The 17,604-nt window shown below is 75.6% G+C and carries 11 protein-coding genes; 7 read left to right on the forward strand and 4 right to left on the reverse strand.

The features are described 5' to 3' along the window. Window positions 1-375: 375 nt before the first annotated feature. The 6 genes from IF73_RS0116665 (at window position 376) to IF73_RS0116690 (ending at window position 9,391) form a co-directional block, all read left to right on the forward strand. Window positions 376-3,444, forward strand: coding sequence for an SCO5717 family growth-regulating ATPase (locus IF73_RS0116665; RefSeq protein ID WP_031008482.1), 3,069 nt, complete (start codon window positions 376-378; stop codon window positions 3,442-3,444). Between the two features lie 200 nt (window positions 3,445-3,644). Continuing rightward, window positions 3,645-5,504 (forward strand): peptide ABC transporter substrate-binding protein, encoded by a 1,860-nt coding sequence (locus IF73_RS0116670; protein WP_031008484.1) that lies wholly within the window; start codon window positions 3,645-3,647, stop codon window positions 5,502-5,504. Window positions 5,505-5,506: 2 nt separating this feature from the next. Further along, window positions 5,507-6,568, forward strand: a complete 1,062-nt coding sequence (locus IF73_RS0116675) for an ABC transporter permease (protein WP_031008486.1) — start codon at window positions 5,507-5,509, stop codon at window positions 6,566-6,568. Next, complete coding sequence (locus IF73_RS0116680) at window positions 6,565-7,449, forward strand: ABC transporter permease (protein ID WP_031008488.1); 885 nt, start codon at window positions 6,565-6,567, stop codon at window positions 7,447-7,449. Before IF73_RS0116675 ends, IF73_RS0116680 begins: the two co-directional genes overlap by 4 nt. Next, a complete protein-coding gene (locus IF73_RS0116685) occupies window positions 7,446-8,414 on the forward strand; it encodes an ABC transporter ATP-binding protein (RefSeq protein WP_031008489.1) in 969 nt (322 codons plus the stop codon). Before IF73_RS0116680 ends, IF73_RS0116685 begins: the two co-directional genes overlap by 4 nt. After that, window positions 8,411-9,391: an ABC transporter ATP-binding protein gene (locus IF73_RS0116690; protein WP_031008492.1), complete on the forward strand. Its 981-nt coding sequence runs from the start codon at window positions 8,411-8,413 to the stop codon at window positions 9,389-9,391. Before IF73_RS0116685 ends, IF73_RS0116690 begins: the two co-directional genes overlap by 4 nt. A 71-nt stretch (window positions 9,392-9,462) precedes the next feature. Here the strand turns inward: IF73_RS0116690 and IF73_RS0116695 are convergent, their stop codons facing one another. Both IF73_RS0116695 and IF73_RS0116700 read right to left on the reverse strand, forming a co-directional pair. Continuing rightward, entirely contained in the window at window positions 9,463-10,410 is a 948-nt protein-coding gene (locus IF73_RS0116695; RefSeq protein WP_031008494.1) for a hypothetical protein, read from the reverse strand. A gap of 98 nt (window positions 10,411-10,508) precedes the next feature. After that, complete coding sequence (locus IF73_RS0116700; RefSeq protein ID WP_031008497.1) at window positions 10,509-11,639, reverse strand: type III polyketide synthase; 1,131 nt, start codon at window positions 11,637-11,639, stop codon at window positions 10,509-10,511. A gap of 178 nt (window positions 11,640-11,817) precedes the next feature. Here IF73_RS0116700 and IF73_RS0116705 point away from each other — a divergent pair, with 178 nt between their 5' ends. Then, window positions 11,818-13,110, forward strand: coding sequence for a cytochrome P450 (locus tag IF73_RS0116705; protein ID WP_078868095.1), 1,293 nt, complete (start codon window positions 11,818-11,820; stop codon window positions 13,108-13,110). A gap of 15 nt (window positions 13,111-13,125) precedes the next feature. Here IF73_RS0116705 and IF73_RS0116710 read toward each other — a convergent pair whose 3' ends face one another. Both IF73_RS0116710 and IF73_RS37685 read right to left on the reverse strand, forming a co-directional pair. Beyond that, the gene (locus tag IF73_RS0116710) at window positions 13,126-14,085 is read right to left on the reverse strand and encodes a bifunctional riboflavin kinase/FAD synthetase (protein ID WP_078868096.1); all 960 of its coding nucleotides are present in this window, start codon (window positions 14,083-14,085) and stop codon (window positions 13,126-13,128) included. A 50-nt stretch (window positions 14,086-14,135) separates the two neighbouring features. After that, complete coding sequence (locus IF73_RS37685; protein ID WP_234338255.1) at window positions 14,136-17,603, reverse strand: S1 family peptidase; 3,468 nt, start codon at window positions 17,601-17,603, stop codon at window positions 14,136-14,138. Between the last annotated feature and the right edge of the window lies 1 nt (window position 17,604).

Genomic DNA, 17,604 nt, shown 5'->3' on the forward strand with positions numbered 1-17,604 from the left:
GGCGGGGCGGGTGGGGCGGAGGGGGAACGGGGTGGGTCGGGGGGTGTGCGGCAGGTGTCCGGGCCGGACGGCGGCGGCGGGCAAGACGGTACGCATTCCTCCGCGTTGCCCCGCCTTGTGCGGTTTCGCCCGGCCCGCTTCCTCACGCTCCGCCGCGCCGGCGTCACCCGGGCCCCGCTCCCGGCCGGAGGGAGGGCGTCCGGGAGAGGACGGGCCTGCCGCGGTGGCGTTGCGGACGTTTAGGGTGGGTGGGGGCGCGGCGGAGGATCCCTCGGAACGTTCGCCGGGTCCGAGGGGAGAGCCGGCCCGATCGGCAGTGAACGGTGGCCCCGACGCACGACGGCACAAGGGTGCTCGACCACACCAGGAGGCAAAGTGAACGGCGATCGCGACGACATCCGCGGGGGCTGGAACGTGCCCGCCGACGAGTCCGACGCGGATCCCGCCGAGATGACGGGTGAGTTCACCATCGACTACACCCCGCCGGCCTGGTACACGCAGAACGCGCCGGGCGGTCCGGGGGGCGCCGGTGTCACTCCCCCGCCGCCGACGGGTGCGCCGGTCCCGGTGCCCGGGGTGCCCCCGGCCGGCTTCCAGCAGGGCTGGACGCCCGCCCCGCCGCCGCCCGCACCCGGGCAGGTCCCGGGCCGGCAGCCGCCCCCGCCCGGACCGTACGGGGCCCACGGCTCCGAGCCCGGCGCCCCCGGCACGCCTCCCGGCTACCCGGCGCCCGCGCCGCACCAGGCCCCCGGGCCGTACGCGGGCCAGGTCCCCGGTCAGGTGGCCCCTGGTCAGGCCCCTGGTCAGCAGGCCGCCGCGCCCGGGCCGTACGGGGCGTACGGCCCCGAGGCCGGCGCCGCCCCCGGCACGCCCGCCGCGCCACCGGCCTACCCGGCTCCCGCCGCCGCTCCCGTACCCGCCCCCGCTCCCGCTCCCGGCGCGCCCTTCGGCGGCGGGGAGGTGGAGAGCGGCGCCACCGTGCGCTTCAACCCGGCCTCGCTGCGGCCGGACGCGGCCCCGGAGCCGGCCCCCGCGCCCGCCGCCGAGCCCCTGCCGGGCTCCCCCGAGGCCGCGGGCCTGGCCCGCGCCGACGTGCCCCCGGCCCCCGCCGCGGACGAAGCCGACTCCGCGCCCGACGCCGAGCGGGAAGCCGACGCCGCGGCCGACACGACCGACACGGAGCCCCGCGCGGACGCCGGGGAGACGGCGGCTCATGAGCCGGAGCCGGACGCTGAATCTTCTGACGTGGAATCCGAGCCGGCCCCCGCCGGGGAACAGGACGACGCCGACATCGCGGCCGAGGCCGAGGCGGAGGCCGTGACCGGCGCCGAGGAAGAGACCACGGATCCGGAGGACGAGCCCGACGCGCCCGCGGCCGAGGCCGAGGCCGCCGACGCCGTCCCCGCCGCGCTGCCCCCCGCCGCCGCGCTGCCCCCCGCCGCCCCGCTGCCCGCCGAGGGCGCCCCGGGGGCGGCCCCCGGAGCGCTCCCGCCGCTGCCGCCCGAGTTCCCGCCGGCCTCCCCCGAGGCCCAGCAGCCGCAGCAGCAGCCGCAGGCCGCTCAGGCCCCGCAGCCCGCGCCGCAGTGGCCCGGGCAGCCGGTGGCCGGCGCGCCCGGAGCCGTACCGCCGCAGGGTGGGTACGGGTACCCCCAGGGCCCTGGCGCTCCCGGGCAGCCCCCGCAGCCGCCCGCCGGGTACGGCTACCCGCCGCAGGCCCCGGCCGGTTACGGCTACCCGCACCCGGGCGGGCAGCCCCAGCCCCAGCCCCAGCCGCCGGCGCCCGGCGCCGAGCAGCCCCCCGCCGGGTACGGTCTCCCGCCGCAGGCGCAGGGCGGTTACGGCTACCCGCAGGCTCCGGGCGCGCCCGGTGAGCTGCCTCCGCAGGGCCCGGAGGGGTACGGGTACCCGCCGGGCGGCGTGGACCCGCGGACCGGGGCGGCCTGGCCGCAGCCGGTCACGCACGACCAGCGCGAGCGCTCCGTGCCGGGTGCCCCGCTGGGCTACACGGCGGCCGTCGAGCTCTCCTCCGACCGGCTCCTGCGCAACAACAAGCAGAAGGCGAAGTCGAGCCGGAACCCGGGCGCGGCCTCGCGGTTCAAGCTGGGCGGCAAGAAGGAGGAGCAGGAGCGGCAGCGGAAGCTGGACCTGATCCGCACGCCCGTCCTGTCCTGCTACCGGATCGCGGTCATCTCGCTCAAGGGCGGTGTCGGCAAGACCACGACGACCACCGCGCTCGGCGCGACCCTGGCCATCGAGCGGCAGGACAAGATCCTGGCGATCGACGCCAACCCGGACGCCGGCACGCTGGGCCGCCGGGTGCGGCGCGAGACCGGGGCGACCATCCGCGACCTGGTGCAGGCGATCCCGTACCTCAACTCGTACATGGACATCCGCCGGTTCACCTCGCAGGCGCCGTCCGGCCTGGAGATCATCGCCAACGACGTGGACCCGGCCGTCTCGACGACCTTCAACGACGAGGACTACCGGCGGGCGATCGACGTCCTCGGTAAGCAGTACCCGGTGATCCTCACCGACTCCGGCACGGGTCTGCTGTACAGCGCCATGCGCGGGGTGCTCGACCTGGCCGACCAGCTGATCATCATCTCGACGCCGTCCGTGGACGGCGCCTCCAGCGCCTCGACGACGCTGGACTGGCTGTCGGCGCACGGGTACGCGGATCTCGTGCAGCGCTCGATCACGGTCATCTCGGGGGTCCGCGAGACCGGCAAGATGATCAAGGTCGAGGACATCGTGCAGCACTTCCGCACCCGGTGCCGGGGCGTGATCGTGGTGCCCTTCGACGAGCACCTGGCGGCGGGCGCCGAGGTGGACCTCGACATGATGCGGCCGAAGACCCGGGAGGCGTACTTCGACCTCTCGGCGATGGTGGCCGAGGACTTCGCGCGGGCGCAGCAGGCGCAGGGGCTGTGGACCGGCGACGGCCAGGGCGGCCTGCCGCCGCACATGGCGCCGCCGATGCCGGGCCAGTACGCCCCCGGCCCCTATGGCCCCGGGCAGCCGGTGCCGGGCCAGCCGGTCCCGGGACAGCCGGGCCAGCCGTCCCCGGGGCAGCCGTACGGCGCCCCGCCCGCGCCGGGCCAGCCGTACCCCGGGCAGCCGATGCCGGGCTCGTACGCCCCCGGTCAGCCCGCGCCGGGGCAGCCGTACCCGCCGCAGGGGCAGCCGCAGCCGTACCCCCAGCCGGGGCAGCCGATGCCGGGTCAGCCCGGGGAGCCGATGCCGGGTCAAGCCGGATATCCCGGACAGCCGTACGGGCAGCAGCCGTATCCGCCGGCGGCGACTTCCGGCCAGCCGGGGCAGCCGGGGCAGCCCGCGCCGCCGTACGGGCAGCAGCCCGCGCCGGGCCAGCCGTTCGGTCAGCCGCTGCCTCCGCAGGCCCCGCCGCAGGCGCCCGCGCAGGCGCCGCCAGCCCCTCAGCAGTAGGGCGTCACAGGAGTAGACCAATGAGGCTCCGTACCGGGTCACCGGTACGGAGCCTTCCTGCATTCCCGCAGCCCACACGGGGTTTGAGTCATCGTTGACGACGGCAGACCACCGCTGATACATCTTCGCTTCACTTGACGTCAGCCCAAGATCCACGACTCCACGACAGATCCCCCGACGCGAGGTCACGTCCCATGGTCATGGTCACGAAGGTTCCATCCCGTCCGCTCCCCCGCCGGCCGCACCGGCCCCACCGGGCCGCCCGACTGCTGCTCGCCGCCGGCCTCGCCACCGCCTCGCTCGCGGCCCTCCCCGCCACCCCGGCCGCCGCCGAGGACGAGAAGTCCGGCGGCACGACGCTCACGGTGGCCGTCTCGCAGAGCATCGACTCGCTGAGCCCGTTCCTGGCCCAGAAGCTCACCTCGACCAGCATCCACCGGCTGGCGTACGAGTACCTCACCAACTACGACCCGAAGGACGCCAGAACCGTCCCGGCCTTCGCCACCGAGTGGTCCGCCTCGGCGGACAAGCTGACGTGGACGTACAAGATCCGCGAGGACTCCACCTGGTCCGACGGGAAGCCGGCCACCGCCGAGGACGCGGCCTGGACCTTCAACAAGATGATGACCGACCCGAACGCGGCCACCGCCAACGGCAGTTTCACGGCCAACTTCGCCGAGGTCACCGCCCCCGACCCGCGCACCCTCGTCATCCGGCTGAAGAAGCCGCAGGCGACGATGACCGCGCTCGACGTGCCGATCGTGCCCAAGCACGTGTGGGAGAAGGTCGGCGACTTCTCGAAGTTCAACAACGACCAGCAGTTCCCGATCGTCGGCAACGGCCCCTTCGTCATCACGGACTTCAAGGTCGACCAGTACATCAAGCTCAAGCCGAACAAGAAGTTCTGGCGGGGCGCGCCCAAGTTCGACGAGCTGGTCTTCAAGTACTACAAGGACGGGGACGCCGCCGTCGCCGCCCTCCAGAAGGGCGAGGTCTCCTTCGTCCCGAACCTGACGCCCGCCCAGGCCGCCGCGCTGCGCACGCAGAAGGACATCAAGGTCAACGACGCCCCCGGGCGCCGCTTCTACGCGCTCGCCACCAACCCCGGCGCCCGCGCCAAGGACGGCAGGACCTTCGGCAACGGCCACCCGGCCCTCCTCGACCCGGCCGTCCGCAAGGCGCTCTTCCTCGCCGTCGACCGGGCCACCCTCGTCGACAAGGTCTTCCAGGGGCACGCCGTCGAGGGCGAGGGGTACATCCCGCCGCGCTTCGGCTCGTACTTCTGGAAGCCCGGCCCCGAACAGAGGCGGGCCTACGACCCGGCGGCCGCCGCGAAGACGCTCGACGACGCCGGGTACCGGAAGAACGGCGACGGGAAGCGGCTCGGCAAGGACGGCAAGCCGCTGAACTTCCGGATCCTGTGTCACGCCACCGACCCCAACGACAAGGCGGTCGGCAAGTACCTCCAGGAGTGGTGGGGCGAGCTCGGCATCGGCCTGACCCTCGAGTGCCTGGACAGCGTCTCCGACCCCTGGGTCAAGGGCGACTACGACCTCGCCTTCGACGGCTGGTCAGTCAACCCCGACCCGGACTACGTCCTCTCCATCCACACCTGCGGCACCCTCCCGGCCACCCCGAAGGACACCGGCGCCACCGACAACTTCATCTGCGACAAGGAGTTCGACTCCCTCTACGCGCAGCAGGCGGTGGAGTACGACACCGCCAAGCGGGCGGACCTGGTCAAGCGGATGCAGTCCCGGCTGTACGACACGGGGTACATGAACATCATGGCCTACCCCAACGCCCTGGAGGCGTACCGCACCGACCAGATCGCGTCGATCACCACCATGCCCGAGGCCGCCGGGAACCTGTGGGGGCAGGACGGCTACTGGAGCTGGTGGTCGGCCGTCCCCGCCGCCTCCGCGTCCGGGTCGGGGGACGGCTCCGGCTCGTCCTCGACCGGGATCGCGATCGGGATCGGCGCGGCCGTGGTCGTCGTCGCCGGCGGACTGCTCCTCTTCCGGATGCGCCGGCGCGCCACCGCCGACGACCGCGAGTAGCGATGACGACGGCAAGCACCCCCGCCGGCGTGGCGCGGGCCGAGGAGGCCCGCGCCACGGACGGCGCACCCCGCACCGGCGTCGCCTCCGGCTATCTCCGCCACGCGGCGGGGAAGCTGGGCGGCGCGCTCGTCTCCCTCTTCGCCGTGCTGGTCACCAGCTTCTTCCTGTTCCGGATCATCCCCGGTGACCCGGTCAAGGCGATGACCCACGGCGTCCCCACCTCGGCCGAGCAACTGGCCACCCTAAGACGCCAGTTCGGACTCGACCTGCCGCTGTGGCAGCAGTTCACCGACTACTGCGCCAAGGCGCTCGGCGGCGACCTCGGCACCTCCTTCCAGTTCCGCGCCCCGGTCGGCGAGCTGATCGCGGCGAAGCTGCCCGCGACCCTGCTGCTCACCGGGGTCGCCGTGGTCCTCTACTCGGCGCTCGGGCTGTGGCTCGGCACCCGCTCGGCGTGGCGGCACGGCGGCCTCGGCGACCGGGTGAACACCGGCATCGCGCTCACCCTGTGGTCGGTGCCGTCGTTCTGGCTCGGGCTGCTCCTCATCATCGTCTTCTCGGTGGGGATGGGCCCCGTCCCGGGACTCTTCCCGACCGGCGGCATGGAGTCCGGGACCGGCGAGACCGGCTTCGCGTACGTCCTCGACGTCGCCCACCACCTCGTGCTGCCCGTGGTGACCCTGGTCGCGGTCGGCTACGCGCAGACCCTGCTCGTGATGCGGTCCTCGCTCCTCGACGAGATGGGCGGCGACTACCTGACGACCGCCCGGGCCAAGGGCCTCAAGGACGACGAGGTGCGCCGCCGGCACGCGGTGCCCAACGCGCTGCTGCCGACCGTCACCATGGTCTTCATCAACCTGGGCCATGTGGCGGCCGGTTCGATCCTGGTGGAGACCGTCTTCTCCTGGCCGGGACTCGGCGGCCTCTTCTACCAGGCGCTCAGCGTGCCCGATCTGCCGCTCGTCCAGGGCCTGTTCGTCGTCTTCGCCGGAGCGATGATCCTGATGAACCTGATCGCCGACCTGCTCTATCCGCTGCTCGACCCCCGGGTGGGCCGATGACCTCTCTCGCGTGGGAGCGCCGCCGGGGCTCCGCGGCGCGCTTCTGGAAGACGTACCGGACCCACCGGGCTGGCCTGTACGGGCTCGCCGGACTGGCCGTGATCGCCCTGCTCGCCCTGACCGCCCCGTGGACCGTCGGCGCCGACGTGCAGTCGGTGACGAACGCGCCCGGCACCGCCCTGGAGCCGCCGAGCGCCGAATTCCCGCTCGGCACCGACCAGTTCGGGCGCTCGCTGCTCGGCCTGCTGATCTGGGGCGCCCGGATCTCACTGCTCGTCGGACTGCTCGCGGCGACCCTGTCGGTCGCCATCGGCACCCTCGTCGGGGTCCTCGCGGGCCACTACGGCGGCTGGCTGTCCACGGTCGTCATGCGGATCACCGACTGGTTCCTGGTGATGCCGACGCTGGTCCTGGCGATCGTGCTCGCCACCGTGATGTCCCGGTCGATGTGGACGGTGGTGCTCGCCATCGGCGTCACCTCCTGGCCGACCACCGCCCGGCTCGTCCGGGCGCAGACGATCGCCGTCGAGTCCCGCCCGTACATCGAGCGGGCCACCGCGCTCGGCGGCGGCCACCGGCACGTCATGGCCCGGCACGTGCTGCCGAACGTGATGCCGCTGGTGCTCGCCCAGACCACCCTCGGCATCTCCACCGCGATCCTCACCGAGGCCACCCTCGCCTTCCTCGGTCTCGGCGACCCGACGGTCGTCTCCTGGGGCGGCATGCTCCAGGACGCCCGCGAGGCCGGCGCGGTCTCCTCCGGGCACTGGTGGTACCTGGCCCCGCCCGGGATCGCGATCGCGCTGGTCGCGCTCGCCTTCACGCTCTGCGGCCGGGCCGTCGAATCCGTGCTCAACCCGAGGCTGGGGGTGGGGCGTTGAGCCTCCTGGAGATCAGGGACCTGCGGGTCACGTACGGCTCCGGGGCCGGCGCCGTACCCGCCGTGCGCGGGGTCGACCTCACCCTGGAGGCCGGGTCGAAGCTGGGCGTGGCCGGCGAGTCCGGCTGCGGGAAGTCGACCCTGGCGCTCGCCCTGCTGCGCCTGCTGCCCACGACGGCCCGGCTCGACGGGGAGATCCTCCTCGACGGGGAGGACGTCCTCACCATGAAGTGGGGGCGGCTGCGGGCGGTCCGCTGGGCGGGTGCCTCGATCGTCTTCCAGGGCGCGATGCACTCGCTGAACGCGGTCCGCCGGATCGGCGACCAGATCGCCGAACCCCTCCTGGTGCACCGGCGGGCCACCCCCGCGGAGGCCCGGAAGCGGGTCGCCGCCCTGCTCGAACAGGTCGGGCTGCCCGCCTCCCGGGCCGCCGGCTATCCGCACGAGCTCTCCGGCGGCCAGCGGCAGCGCGTGATGATCGCGATGGCACTCGCCTGCGAACCCCGGCTGATCGTCGCCGACGAGCCGACCACCGCCCTCGACGTGATGATCCAGGCGCAGATCCTGCGGCTGATCGAGCGGCTGGTCGCCGAGGAGTCCATCGGCCTGATGATGATCAGCCATGACCTGGCGGTGCTCGCCGACACCTGCGACCGGCTCGCCGTCATGTACGCGGGGCGGATCGTCGAGGAAGGCCCGGCCGCCGAGGTGTACGGGGCGGCCGCCCACCCCTACGGGCGGGCGCTGTCCTCGGCGTTCCCCCGGATCGGCGACCCGGCCTCGCGGCGGGCGCCGCGCGGCCTGCCGGGCGACCCGCCGGACCCGGCGGCGCTGCCCGCCGGCTGCGCCTTCCACCCCCGCTGCCCGGTGGCGGTGGCGGAGTGCGCCGAGGACGACCAGGAACTGCGAGCGGCGGGCGACGGGCGGCGGGCCGCCTGCGTCCACGTCGGAAGGGACAGCGGATGACCTTGCTCACTGCCAGCGGGGTGCACGTCACCTTCCCCGGGCGGCGGGGCGCGCCGCCCGCCCGGGCCGTCGACGGGGTGGACCTGGAGATCGGCGCGGGCGAGATCGTGGCCCTGGTCGGCGAGTCCGGCTGCGGCAAGACGACCCTGGCCCGGACGCTCCTCGGCCTGGTGAGGCCGCGGACCGGCACGGTCTCCTTCGCCGGGGAGCCCCTCGCGTACACCTCCCGGGCGCTCAAGGCGTACCGGCGGCGCGCCCAGCTCGTCCTGCAGGACCCGAGCGGCTCCCTCAACCCCCGGCACACCGTGTACGAGGCGGTCGCCGAGGGCCTGCGGATCCACGGCGTCCACCGCGACGGGGCGGACGAGCGCGCGGCGGTCGCGGAGGCCCTCGCCCGGGCCGGGCTGCGGCCGCCCGAGCGGTTCTTCCTGCGCTACCCGCACGAGCTGTCCGGCGGGCAGCGGCAGCGGGTGGTGATCGCGGGCGCGCTGGCCCTGGAGCCCGAACTCATCGTCGCGGACGAGCCGGTGGCCTCCCTGGACGCGTCGGTACGCGGCGAGATCCTGGCGCTGCTGCTCCGGCTGCGCGACGAACTCGGGCTCTCCGCCCTGGTGGTGACCCACGACCTGGGGCTCGCCTGGAACATCGCGGACCGGGTGGCGGTCATGTACCTGGGCCGGGTGGTGGAGACGGGGCCGGTCGAGTCGGTCCTGACGGCGCCCCGGCACCCGTACACCCAGGCCCTGCTGTCGGTGCTGCCGGAGTCGGAGGCGGCGCCGGTGGTGCTGAGCGGCGAGCCGCCGGACCCGGCCCGCATCCCCGGCGGCTGCCGCTTCCACGCCCGCTGCCAGGTCCTGGCCTCGGGCGCGGCGGCCCCGGTCGCCGACCGCTGCCGGACGGAGCCCCTGCCGGTCCTCCGCGCGGGCGGCGGGGAGCGGGGGGTGGCCTGCCACTGGGCGGCGCGGGAGCAGGACTGACGGCGGACGGCGAACCGCCCGGCGACCCTGGGGGGCGGCGGGTCGCCGGGCGGTGGTGCGGGGGGACGGGGTCAGGCGGCGGGCCCGGCCGGCTGCGCGGCCGGCTCGGCGCCCGCCGGGGCCGCGGGCTTCGCGCCCGTGGGGGCCTGCGGCTTGGCGCCCGTCGGGGCCTGCGGCCTCGCCTCGGACGGGGCGGCCTTCGGCAGCACCTCGCAGGCGCTGATCGAGGTCCGCGTCGAGACCGACTTCACCGTGCAGGTGTCCTTGCCGACGCCCGCGTCGACCATGCCCCAGTGCGGGCCGACCGTGAGGATCGCGCCGCCGGGGCCGCTGATCGTGTCGTCGCCGGGGCCCGCCTGGATCAGGCCGCCGGACTCGGGGCCGAGGCCGGCGGCCTCGATGGTGTCGGCCTCGCTGCCGCCCAGCACCCGGCCGGAGAAGTCGACGACCCCGACCTTGATGGTGTCGGCGCCGTCGTTGCCGGTGACGATCCCGCCGCCCCGGTTGAACTTGCCGGGCGCGCCGCTCACCGATCCGGTGGTGATCTTGTCGTCGCCGTCGTCGCCGTGCACGACGGCCCCGTGCTCGGCGCCCTCGCCGACGACCGTGGCCACCTTGATGACGTCGTTGCCGCGGTTGCCGCGGACCATGCTGGAGGCGTTCTGCGGCACCAGGTGCTTGGCGCGGATGACGTCGTCGCCGTCGCCGCCCATCACGGCCGAGTCGATGACCAGACCGCGCACCTCGATCATGTCGTTGCCGCCGCCGCCCCAGACGGTGACGTTCTCCAGGTCGCTGTCGCAGAAGATGTTGTCGTCGCCGGAGGAGCCGCTGACCATGGCGCCCGGCGGGGCGGAGACACCGTTGACCCAGCACTGGTGCATCGGCACCCGGGCCGCGCCGGGGGCCGCGGCCTCGGCGGGCGCCACGGCGAGCGAGGCGGCGGCCGCTCCGGCGAGCAGCGCGGCGAGCGCGACGGGGCCGCGTGGCCGGCGGCGGGAGGGCGGTGTGGGGGACATACGACTCTCCTTGGCGGGTGTGCGTCAGGGGGGGTGACCCGCCCGGATCGGACCGGGCGGGGTGGGACGGAAGGAGCGCGGGAGGGGCGGCGGGGCGGTCAGGCCCGGCTGCGGGCGTGCTGGAAGCGCGGCGAGTAGCCGACGATCCGGCGAGCGCCGAGCTGCGGTTCGGCGGGGCGGGGGGAGGTGGTCCAGCGGCCCAGGCACATCTCGGCGGTGATGCCGGGTCCGAAGCCGGCGAGGATGCCGCGCGCGCCCTCCGGCTGCCCGCCCTCGTCGAAGAGCCGCCGGACCGCGTCGAGGACGACGGCGCTGGCGATGTTGCCGTACTCCGTGAGGGTCGCCCGGCTGAACCGGAAGGCGTCCGAGGGCACTTCGAGGAAGAGGCTGAGGTCGTCGAGGATCCGCGGCCCGCCCGCGTGGATGATGTAGAAGTCGAGGTTCCCGGCGTCCCAGCCGTGCGCTCCGGCGATCTCGCGGAGCGCGGGGGCGAGCGGCTCCATCGTCGTGGGCACCCGCTTGTCGAGCAGGAAGTGGAAGCCGGTCGCGCGGACGCTGTAGGCGATCCAGTCCTCGGTGTCGGGCACCAGGTGGGAGTTGTTGCGCTCCAGGACGATGCCGGTGCCGCCGCGGCCGCGGACCACGGCGGCGGCGACGGCGTCGCCGAAGAGGCCGTTGGAGAGCAGCGAGCCGACGCCGAGGTCGGTCGGCTGGTAGCAGAGCGAGCAGAACTCGCAGGCCACGATGAGGACGTTGGCGTCCGGGTAGGCGGTGCAGAAGTCGTGCGCCCGGTTGATCGCGGCCCCGCCGGCGGCGCAGCCGAGCTGGGCGATGGGCAGCTGCCGGGTGTGGCTGGGGAAGCCCATGGTGTTGATCATCCAGGCGGTGAGCGAGGGCATCATGAAGCCCGTGCACGACACGTAGACGATCATGTCGATGTCGGCCGGGCGCAGTCCGGCGTGGCCCAGGGCCTCCTGGACGACGGCCGGGACCCGGGCCTTCGCCTCGGCCTCGTACAGCTCGTTGCGTTCCTGGAAGCCGGGGTGGGCCAGGGTCTTCTCGATGGGCTGCACGATGTGCCGCTTCGCGACCCCGGTGTTGCCGATCAGCCGCAGCGCCAGCGGGAGTTGGGGGTGGTCGGCGTGGCGCGCACGAGCGAGGTCGAGCGTCTCCTCCATCGTGATCACGTGCTCCGGCACGGCCACGGCGGGTTTGCACAAGGTCACCACGGCACTCGCTCCTTCTTCTCGATCGGCGAACTGCGGCCCACACTCACCCGCTGATCGTCAGCCCGCAACCGCGAGCGTGCCCGGCTCGTCACCGTGGGTGAGTGCGGGTGTCGGCCGTCCGAGGGGCTGTACGGCCTCCGGCGTGTCGCGTCCGCCCGCCGCCGGGAAGGTCCTCCGCATGACCTCCGAACCGCTGACGTCCGGCCCCCCGGCGTCCGGAGCTCCGGCCTCCGGTCACCCGGCGCCCGGATCCGCCCCCGCCGGCTGCCCCGCCGCCACCCGTCCGGCCCGCACCTGGTCCGTCGACGACCTGCCCGCGCTCGACTTCGACCCGCTCCTGACCGAACTCCTCGCGAAGGAGCCGGTCTCCCGGATCCGGCTGCCGTTCGCCGCCGAGAACGAGGCGTGGCTGGTCACCCGGTACGCCGACGTCCGGGCCGTCACCTCGGACCCGCGGTTCAGCCGGACGGCCCTGCTGGACCGGCAGGTGACCAAGATGACCGGCCACATGGTGGCCTCGAAGGCGGCGCTGAACTACGCCGATCCGCCGTACCACACCCAGCTGCGCAAGGCGGTGACCAGGACCTTCACCGGCCGGGGCGCCCAGCGGCTGCGGCCGCTCGCCCAGGCGGCCTGCGACCGGCTCCTCGACGCCATGGAGGCGGCGGGACGGCCCGCCGACCTGATGCGGCACCTGCACGGGCCGCTGCCGATGGCGGTGGTCTGCGATCTGCTCGGCATCCCCGAGGAGGACCGGGCCGAGCTGGCGTCCTGGCCGGACCTGATCCTCTCCTCGGGCCCCGGCCCGGAGGGCAGCCGCGCCGCCAAGGCGCAGATCCACGGCTACATCACCCGGCTGCTCGAACAGCGCCGGGCCGAGCCGCGGGAGGACCTGGCCGGGGAGCTGGCCGAGTCCCTGGCTGAGGGCCGGATCAGCCAGGACGAGGCGGTCTCGCTCGCCATGGCGATCCTGATCAGCGGCGCCCACGCGGTCCGCAACAACAGCGCCAACATGGTGTACGTGCTGCTCACCCGCCCGGACCTGACGGCCCGGCTGCGCGCGGAGCCGGAGCTGCTGCCGCAGGCGGTGGACGAGCTGCTGCGCTGGATCCCGCACCGCAACGGCGTCGGACTCCCCCGGATCGCGACCGAGGACGTCGAGATCGGCGGGGTCGTGATCCGCGCGGGCGAGGCGGTGTACGCCTCCTACCTGGCGGCCAACCGGGACCCGGAGGTCTTCGCCGACCCCGACGTCCTCGACTTCGACCGCACCGGCATCGGGCACGTCTCCTTCGGCCACGGGCCGCACCACTGCATGGGCGCGATGCTGACCCGGATGGAGTCCGAGGTGATGCTCTCGACGCTGCTGGCCCGCTATCCGGAGCTGCGGCTCGCGGGCCCGGCGGAGGACGTGCCCTTCCAGTCCCAGGGCCTGATCCGCGGCCCCCGGGAGCTGTACGTCACCTGGTGACGGGTCCGGGCGGGGTCACTCCCCCGCGGCGTCGTACCCGGCGGTCAGCGCCCGGCACTTGTCGACGTCGCCGGCCATGGCCACCAGCAGGTCGTCGAGGGTGTCGAACTTGAGCATGCCGCGCACGTAGGCGAGGAAGTCGACGGAGACGTGGAGGCCGTACAGGTCGAGGCCCTCGCGGTCGATCGCGTACGCCTCCACCGTCCGCTCGGTGCCGTCGAACTGCGGGTTGGTGCCGACGGAGATCGCCGCCGGCATCCGCTCGCCGTTCGCCGTCAGCCAGCCGGCGTAGACGCCGTCGGCGGGGATCGCGGTGTGCGGCAGGGTCTCCACGTTGGCCGTGGGGAAGCCCAGCTCGCGGCCGCGCTGCGCGCCGCGCACGACGATGCCCTCGACCCGGTGCGGCCGGCCGAGGATCTCGGCGGCGCCGGTCATGTCGCCCTCGGCGACCAGCCGGCGGGTGAGGGTGGAGGAGAAGGGCTGCCCGCCGCCGGCGGTCCCGCTGACGTACAGGTCGATCACCTCGACCTCGTAGTCGTAGGTGGCGCCCAGCTCGGTGAGGAAGTCCACGTTGCCCGCGGCCCGGTGGCCGAAGCGGAAGTTCGGTCCCTCGATGACGGCCCGGGCGTGCAGCTTGTCGACGAGCACCTTGACGATGAAGTCGGCCGGCGACAGCTGAGAGAACTCGGCGGTGAACGGCAGCACCAGCACCGCGTCCACGCCCAGGTCGGCCATCAGCTCGGCGCGCCGGTGGTGCGGGGCGAGCAGCGGCGGGTGGCTGCCGGGGCGCACCACCTCGGAGGGGTGCGGGTCGAAGGTCACCACGACGGCGGGGACGCCCAGCTCGCGGGCGCGCTCGACGGCCCGCCCGATGATCAGCTGGTGTCCGCGGTGCACACCGTCGTAGGAGCCGATGGTGACGACGCTGCGCCCCCAGTCCTGGGGGATGTCCTCCAAGCCACGCCAGCGCTGCACTGTGACCGCTCCTCGTCCGCCTGTTCGCCCTGTGCGCCCATTACGCAGGTCTAAGACTGCCATGCCCGGGCCCGTCGGTCCGCATCGGCATGGACACCGCCGGGTGCGCGGGGTGCGGGCACGGTCTCCGCGAGCAGTGCGGCGAAGGCCGGGTGTTCGGCGGCGAGCGCGGCGAGCAGCCGGTCGCGGTGGGCGGGGCCGCCCGGATCGCGGGCGTAGAGGGCGGTGGTACGGGTCAGCAGGGCGTGGCTGCGGGGGCGCGGGCGGCGGGCGGCGCCCTCGGCGGCGGCGGTCAGCAGGGCGTCCGGGACGGTCCGCTCGCCCGGCTCGGCGGCGTAGGTCTCGTGGTCGAGGAGGACGTCGAGGAGTTCGGCCCGCAGATGGCGGGAGGCGCCGGTGCCGGGGGCGGCGAGGACGGGGGCGAGGGCGCGCCGGACGGCGGCGGGCCGGCCGTGGATCAGCCCGACGACCAGGGGGAAGAGCACGGCCCGGGCGGTCGGCCCCTCCTCGAACCGCCGGTCGAGGTAGTCGGCGGCGTGGACGGCGCCGTCGGGGTGCCGGGTGACGTAGGCGCGGACGAGGAGGGCGATCCGGCGGGTGAGGGCGGGCGTGTCGACGGCGGCGAGGGCCCGCAGGACGGCGCCGGGGTCGCGGCCCTCGTCCAGCCGGTCGCGGAGGGCGTCGAGGACCGGCCCGGGATGGTCGGCGAGCGCCGCGACGAGCGCGTCGGCCGGCACCCGGGGGTCGGCGACGGCGCGGGCCAGGTACAGGCCGCGGGTGTGCGGGTCGCGGACGAGGATGCCGAGGGCGGCGCCGTGCAGGGGCCGGTCGGCGGGGCGGGCGAGCAGCGCGCCGGCCGCGTACCGCAGCAGTTCGCGGTCCTGGCCGTGCGGGCCTCGGGTGGCCAGCAGGCTGCCGTACGCGGCGGCGGCGAGCCGCCGCTCGGGGCGCAGGTCGTCGTGGGCCCAGCGGTCGACGGCCCGGCAGAGCGCGGCGGGCTCGTCGTCGACGAGCGCGCCGAGCAGCCCCTCGGCGAGCGGGTGGCCGGTGCCGGCCAGCGCCTCGCACAGGTCGTCGACGGCGGGCGCCCGGTGGGTGTGGAGCAGTTCCTGGGCGGTGCCGGCGACGGTGGCGTACGGCCGCGAGGGCAGCGTCCGTCCGTCGGTGAACCAGCGGCAGAGCAGCGGCTGGACCTCCCGGGGCCGGGCGGCGAGCAGCTCCTCGACGGCGCCGAGGAAGGGCGCGGGGCCGGGGGGCGGCGGATCGGCGGTGACGAGGCGGCGCAGCAGGTCGAGGCGCTCGTCCTCGCCGACGGCCGCCGCCCGCCACCAGTCGGCCCCGAAGCCGTCGAAGGCGCCCGCCCGGTCGCCGCCCTCCCCCATCCGGTCGGCGAGCCGCCGCAGGACGGGCAGGTACGGGCGCGGGTCGCCGATCCCGGCGAGGGTCCGGGCGAGCAGGGTGCTCCCCCACCAGACGGCGTCCTCGGGTGTCTCCTGGCCGGCGTCGGCCAGGAAGTCGACGAGCCCGGTCAGCCGGGGCGCGAGGGCGGCGGGGCCGCCCTGGCGGTGGGCGAGCAGCAGCGCGTGGACCACCGTCCCGATCCGGTGCCGGGGCACGGAGAGCCGCGCGGTGCCCGGCTCCGCCCCGGCGCTCCCGTCCGGTTCCGCCGCCGCGCGCCGCCGGCGGCGGGAGCGGCCGGCGGCGGGAGCGGCCTCCGCCGCGGGCTCCGGGTCCGGCGCGGGCGGGGCCGGCCGGTCGGGTGCGGCGGGGCGGGCGTGGACGAGGGCGTCGAGGGCCGTGTCGAGGTCGAGGTGGGCGGCCTGGAGCCAGTCGGCGACCTCCTCGTGGGCGAAGCGGTAGCCGGTGCCGGCCGGGACGAGCAGGCCCTCGGTGAGGACGGCGGAGGCCCAGCCGTCCCGCCACGGGAAGAGCTCCTCGAAGGAGGCCCGGTCGAGGAGGCCGTGGCCGGGGCCGAGGCAGCGCCGGGCGGCCTCGTGGACCTGGCCGGTGACCCGGGCGGCGAGCCGGCGGACGGCGGGGCCGCCGGGCAGCGGGCGGGCGTCGGCGGCGATCCGGACCGCGATCCGCAGGCACATCAGGTCCAGGTGGGCGGTGAAGATCTCGGTCCGGCCGGGCCGGCCGGGCACCTCGCCGGGGAGCGCGGCCCGCACCTCGGCGAGCAGCCGCAGGGCGAGCGGGTGCCGGGCGTCGGCCGGGGCGAGGTCGTCGTCCCCGAGCCCGTACCCCTGGCGTGCGGCCCTGGCCTCGGCGTCGGTGAGGTCGCCGAGCGGCAGGACGGCGGGGGCGGCGCTCCAGAGGGCGGCGGCCCGCTCGGCGTACTCGGGGCGGCAGGCGAGGACGAGGCGGGTGCCGTGGGCGCGCAGCCAGCGCTCGGTGGCGCCGGTCCAGTCGGCGAGCCGGTGGCCGAGGAGCGGGGGCATCTCCTCGGGGGCGTCGAGGACGACGAGCAGCGGCCGCCCGGCCGCCCGGGCGAGGGCGGCGGCCCGCTCGGGGGTGACGGGGTCGCCGGCGGCCCCGGAGGCGGCGGCGATCCGGGCCGCCCGCTGCAGCAGCCGTCCGACGGCGTCGGCGACCGAGCCGTCGGTCTCCAGCAGGTCGGCGCCCCGCAGCCGTACGGTCGGCGCGGACGCGCCCCGGGCCGCCCGCTCCTCGCAGACGGCGCCGAGCAGGGTCGTGCGCCCGCTGCCGGGCTCGCCGACGACGGTGAGCACCGGGACGGCGGGGTCCGCGCCGGCGGGGCCGGGGTCGGGTCCGGCGAAGCGGGTCAGGGCGCCGAGGGCGTCCGGGCGGGTGACCGGGGCGGGCCAGGGGGACGGGTCGCGGGGCGGGACGGCGGTGGGGGTGGTGAGTTCGAGGACGGCGGCGAGGTTGAGGTCGGGGCCGTAGGCGGGGACGGTGGCCGCGTTGCGGCGCAGCAGCTCGCCCAGGGGTCCGTCCGGGCGGAGCGGGACGGCGTGTCCGGCGGCGCGCGGGTCGCCCTGGAGCGCGGTGCCGACGACGCCGAGGACGGTGCCGGTGGCGCTGTCGACGACGGGCCCGCCGGCGGCCGGCCCGCCGAGCCGGAGCGCCTCGGCGCCCTCGGTGCCGATGGCGAGTTCGAGGGCGTCGGCGAGGACGTGGAAGCGGTCGGTGGCGGTGTACGTGACGGCGGCGGGGCCGAGGACGCGGGCCTCGCGCCAGCCGTGCGCGGCGATCCGGACGTAGGTGCCGGGTTCGACGGCCGCGCGGGTGGCGAGCGGCAGCGGGCGCACGCCCAGGCCCTGGGTGCGGATCAGCGCGAGTCCCTGCTCGGGGAGGGAGGTGACGGCGTCGGCCTCGGCGAGCCAGGTCCGCTCGCCGGGCGCGTGCAGCACGACGCGCGTGAGCCCGTCGACGGCCTCGTGGCTGGTGACGAGGGTGCCCTCGTGGTCGGCGAGGAAGCCGGTGCCGCGCGGCCGGCCCGCCAGATCGCAGATGCGCACCAGCCCCACCGGCTCCGCCAGGTCCCCGCGTCCCATG

Origin of the sequence: Streptomyces sp. NRRL F-5727 (assembly GCF_000719555.1) — a bacterium.
GTDB lineage: Bacteria > Actinomycetota > Actinomycetes > Streptomycetales > Streptomycetaceae > Streptomyces.